At 78.7% G+C, this 4,114-nt stretch carries 5 protein-coding genes and 1 tRNA gene; 2 read left to right on the forward strand and 4 right to left on the reverse strand.

Translation table 11 applies throughout. The features are described from left to right. Nucleotides 1-1,229: hypothetical protein (locus tag MN205_RS15220; protein ID WP_242128762.1), on the reverse strand; the 1,229-nt coding region annotated here is incomplete at its 3' end. Nucleotides 1,230-1,342: 113 nt separating this feature from the next. On the opposite strand from MN205_RS15220, the gene MN205_RS15225 reads away from it, so the two are divergent. Together MN205_RS15225 and MN205_RS15230 are read left to right on the forward strand one after the other, a co-directional pair. Next, nucleotides 1,343-1,507, forward strand: coding sequence for a hypothetical protein (locus MN205_RS15225; protein ID WP_242128764.1), 165 nt, complete (start codon nucleotides 1,343-1,345; stop codon nucleotides 1,505-1,507). 225 nt (nucleotides 1,508-1,732) lie between these two features. Beyond that, nucleotides 1,733-3,262, forward strand: coding sequence for a cell wall-binding repeat-containing protein (locus MN205_RS15230; protein ID WP_242128766.1), 1,530 nt, complete (start codon nucleotides 1,733-1,735; stop codon nucleotides 3,260-3,262). Between the two features lie 60 nt (nucleotides 3,263-3,322). Here MN205_RS15230 and MN205_RS15235 read toward each other — a convergent pair. The 3 genes from MN205_RS15235 to MN205_RS15245 form a co-directional block, all read right to left on the reverse strand. Beyond that, nucleotides 3,323-3,395: transfer RNA gene (locus MN205_RS15235), tRNA-Lys, on the reverse strand. Nucleotides 3,396-3,510: 115 nt separating this feature from the next. Further along, nucleotides 3,511-3,690, reverse strand: coding sequence for a hypothetical protein (locus MN205_RS15240; RefSeq protein ID WP_242128768.1), 180 nt, complete (start codon nucleotides 3,688-3,690; stop codon nucleotides 3,511-3,513). A 138-nt stretch (nucleotides 3,691-3,828) separates the two neighbouring features. After that, nucleotides 3,829-4,047 carry a hypothetical protein gene (locus tag MN205_RS15245; RefSeq protein ID WP_242128771.1) on the reverse strand — a complete coding sequence of 73 codons (219 nt, stop codon included), beginning with the start codon at nucleotides 4,045-4,047 and terminating at the stop codon, nucleotides 3,829-3,831. Nucleotides 4,048-4,114: the final 67 nt, after the last annotated feature.

Consider the following 4,114-nt stretch of genomic DNA (forward strand, 5'->3'; position numbering starts at 1 on the left):
GCCGCCGCCATCCGCTCGTGCCCGCGGCGCCCCGCCAGGCCCAGGTGGTACAGGTGCAGCTCGGAGGCCCCCGCCGCGCGCAGCGCCGCCGCGTGCGCGAGCAGGTCCTCGTCGCGGTCGGCGCCCAGCACGGTCACGTAGGCGCCGACGGCCGCGCCCGGCCGCGCCGCGGCGCGCACCGCCGCGACCGCCTCCGTCGCGGCGGCCCCCGGGACCCACGAGTGCAGCAGTTGCGCGTCGACCGCCGGGTCCGCCAGGGCCCGCTCGCCCAGCCCCGTGTTCGGCCCGGTGGCCCACGGGTCGGCCGCCGCGTGCACCGTCACGCGCAGCGGGCCCGGCGCGGCGGCCGCCACGGCCGCCAGCACCTGCGCGCGCAGCTCGTCGGCCAGGGCGTGCCGCACCCCCAGCACGGCGCGGGCGTCGTCGTCGCCCAGGAACTCGGCGACCTCACCGGCGTCACCGGGGTCGCCGTCCTGCACCTCGCGCACCCCGCGCCGCAGCCCGGCGACCACCCGCGCGGGGTCGGTGCCCTCCTCCGACCACGCCGCGCGGCAGCCGGCGCAGCAGCACACCGACAGCAGCCGTTCCAGGGCGGGGCCGAACGCCCCGGCCGTCTTCTCGTGCGCCGCGTTGTGCGTCACGCCCAGGGTGCCCATCGCCTCCAGCGACACGCCCGTGACCTCGGCGCCACGCACCGCCTCGGCCGCCAGCGTCGCGCAGTACGCCCGCACTTCGGGGGCGCTGGGACACAGCGCGTAGGAGTACCGGTCACCGAAGCAGTTGACGACGGCCACCTCGGGGTGGGCGGTGCCCAGGCGGGTGGAGTGCGCCAGGACCGTCCAGGCGTCCACCTCCAGGCCGGCCGCGCGCAACCGCGCCGCCGCCTCGGCGAACGCGTCGGCGGTGCCGTCGGGCACCTCCCCGGCCACCGGCCGCAGCGGCGCCCCCGCCCACGCCTCCTCGCGCACCGGCCGGTACAGCGCGGCGTGCGGGGCCTCCACGAGCTGGTGCGCCGGGTGCCACGGCGTGGCCGCGCGGGTGGAGTGGTAGCTGGCGGCCAGCGCCACCGCGTCCAGGCCCATCGCCACGGCGCGCTCGCAGAACGCGTCGTCACCCAGGACGTCCCACGGGTAGGCGTGCGCGAGCACCCGGCCCGCCGCGCCCGCGCCTCCTGCGTCGTCGCCCGCGGCGGCTCGTGCCGCGCCGGTGGTGGTGCTGGTCGGTGGCATCGTCGTCCCTCCCCGCGCTGCCCGGCGGCCTCGCTCCCCGCGAACGTACACACCACCGCCCCGTACCGGGACGGGGGCTCAAGCGCCGTGCGCGGTGCGCCGAGAGAGCCCGCATGGACCTCGACGCCCCGCACGACCCCACCGACGCACCCGACCTCTTCGACGGCTGGACCCTGCCCGACGGCACCCGCGAGGAGTTCGCGGCCCCGCTGGACCGCGAGGAGCTCGTGGCCCGCTTCGTCGAGCTCTGCGCGGCAGCGGGCTCGCGGGTCGGCTGAGGCGCCCACGCCGGCGGACCGCGCCCACCCGCCGGCGTGGGCGCGTGACGATCTCGTGACGGGACGAGCGCGCTCCCTCCTCGAACGGTGCGGGTCGCTCCGCCGCCGCCTACGGTGGTCGGAACGGTGCGCGTCGTGGCGGACCTGGCCCGCGCCGACCGGCGCGATCGGCGCCCGGCCCGCGCACCGCTCCCGAGGACGTCCGGCGAGCGGAGGAGGAGACCTGTGGAGGACCGCAGGAGCACGACCCGGAGGGTGGCGGCGCTCACCCTGGCGACGGCGGTGGCCTGCGCCGGCACCGCGGCCGGCACCGCGGCCGGCGCCGCGGCGGCGCCGGTGGCACCCGCCCGCGCCGGCGGCGTCGACCGCTACGCCACCGCCTCGATCGCCATGGGGCAGGTCGCCTTCCCGCAGGGCACCGGCACGGCCGTGGTGGCGACCGGGGAGGACTTCCCCGACGCGCTGGCCGCCGCCGGGCTCGCCGGGCAAGCGGACGCCGCGCTGCTGCTGACGGACCCCGACGAGCCCCTGCAGACCACCGGTGCCGCCCTGGAGGACCTGGGCGTGCGGGACGTCCACGTGCTCGGCGGCGAGGGCGCGGTCAGCCGGGAGGTGGCCGACGCCTACGGCGGCCCCGACCGCGAGGTGGTGCGCCTCGGGGGCGCCGACAGGTACGAGACCGCGGCGCTGGTCGCCCGGGAGGTCGCCCGGCTGGGGCCGCTGGCCGAGGTCGCCGGCCGGCCCGCGGCCTTCCTCGCCACGGGGGAGGACCACGCCGACGCGCTGGCCGCGGCCGCGCCCGCGGCCGCCGGCAGCGCCGCGACCCCCGTGCTGCTCACCCGCTCCGACGGGCTGCCCGAGGTGACCGCGTCGGCGCTGGAGGACCTCGGGATCGGGCACGTGTGGCTGATCGGCGGGGACGAGGCCGTCGACCCGACCGTGCAGGCGACGCTGGAGAGCCGGGGCATCGGCAGCCGGCGCATCTCCGGCCCCGACCGGTGGGCCACCGCGGCCGCCGTCGCCCGGACCTTCGTCGACGGCGGCGACCTCGCGGGGAGCACGGTGACGCTGGCGCGCGGCGACGCGTTCCCCGACGCCCTCGTCGGCGGGGTCACGGCGGCGGCCACCGACGGTCCCGTCCTGCTGACGCGGTCCCCGGACGACCTGGGTGCCGCCACCCGCGACTACCTGGCCGCACCGGCCGCCGTGGTCGACGTCGTGCGCGCGATGGGCGGTCAGGAGGCGCTGACCGCCTCCGCCCTCGGGGAGGCGGAGTCGATCGCCGAGGCGGCGGGGGAGAGCACCGTGCCGCAGTCGTGGCTCATGAGCCCGCAGGAACCCCTCACCCCGCCACCCGGCGGCGTCGCCGACTTCGAGGTGCGCCCGCAGCCGGACGGGGAGGCGCTGCCGCTGGAACTGCACCTGGCGCTGTTCGACTGCCGCCTCACCACCGCCACCGGGCCGGAGCGGTCGTTCACCGACGCCGACGGGGACGGTCACGCCGACGGGTACGCCACCACCGAGGGCGGGTCCGCCGCGATCGCCGTCCTGAACGGCCGGGACGTGCCCGACGCGGACGCCCTGGTCGTGGGACCGGACGTCGACGGGGTGCTCACGTTTCGGCTGGCCTCACCCGGGGCGGACTGCGCGGTGCCCGTGGTCTTCGACGACACCGACCGCGACGGCTGGCTGGACGTGGACGCGCACGGGCAGCCGCGCGAGCGGTACAACGTGGGGCTCGCCCGCTGGGAGTGAGAGCGCTGCAACGGTTTCGGGCCGGTCACCTCGACGGTGACCGGCCCGAAACTCCTGGAGTGCGCCGTCAGGGACTCGAACCCCGAACCCGCTGATTAAGAGTCAGCTGCTCTGCCAATTGAGCTAACGGCGCAACGAGAGAGGACTCTAGCAGCCTGGCGGGGGTGCAGTGAAATCCGCCGGCCGGGGGAGCGGGGGGACGCACCCCCGGCCGGCGGGAGGGGGTTTCCCCGCCCGTCAGGACCGCGTCAGCCGCGCGGCGACGGTTCCCACCACTCCCCGTCGGGCAGGCCCTCGCTGGCCAGCAGTTCCTCCGAGCGCGGCCCGTCCGGGGCGGCGATGTCCATGATGAGCGACAAGGGGATGTGCTCGGAGAGCATCTCCATGACGGGTTCGGTGCCGGGCGAGCGGGAGCCCTCGTGCGGCATGGGTCCTCCAGGGGGTGACGTGCCCGGGGGTCCGGGCGGTGACCCCCACGTCGTCGTCGTCCCGGCACCGGCCCTTGAGCCGGGCGCGCGCGGAGGACACGTCCGGAGCAGCGGCGGGGCCGCGCCGGTCGCGCAGCGTCAGCGGCGCGCGGCCCCGCTCCCGTGGCCGCCGGCGGGGACGGGCCCCGCGTCCGCCGGGCCCGAGGGCCGGCGCGGCGGCGTGAGCAGCCCCCGCCGCATCGCCACGGCAGCCGCCAGGCGCCGGCGCCGCCGCCGGGCGGCGGACGTGGCGGGCGGCGGGCCGGAGCGCAGGTGCGCGGCCCGCGCGGAGGTGGCGGTCGCGGGAGCTGTGGTCACGCCGGGAACGCTAGGCGCGCGCGATCACGGCGCGCATCGGCCCGCGGCAGCACCCGCCGGTCCACCC

The organism is Kineococcus sp. TRM81007, from assembly GCF_022669155.1.
In the GTDB taxonomy this organism is placed as follows: Bacteria; Actinomycetota; Actinomycetes; order Actinomycetales; family Kineococcaceae; genus Kineococcus.

What these genes read in the sequence shown, in the direction of transcription:
- MN205_RS15225 (WP_242128764.1), top strand. Translation starts at nt 1,343, where the DNA reads ATGGACCTCGACGCCCCGCACGACCCCACCGACGCACCCGACCTCTTC.
- MN205_RS15240 (WP_242128768.1), bottom strand. Translation starts at nt 3,690, where the DNA reads ATGCCGCACGAGGGCTCCCGCTCGCCCGGCACCGAACCCGTCATGGAG.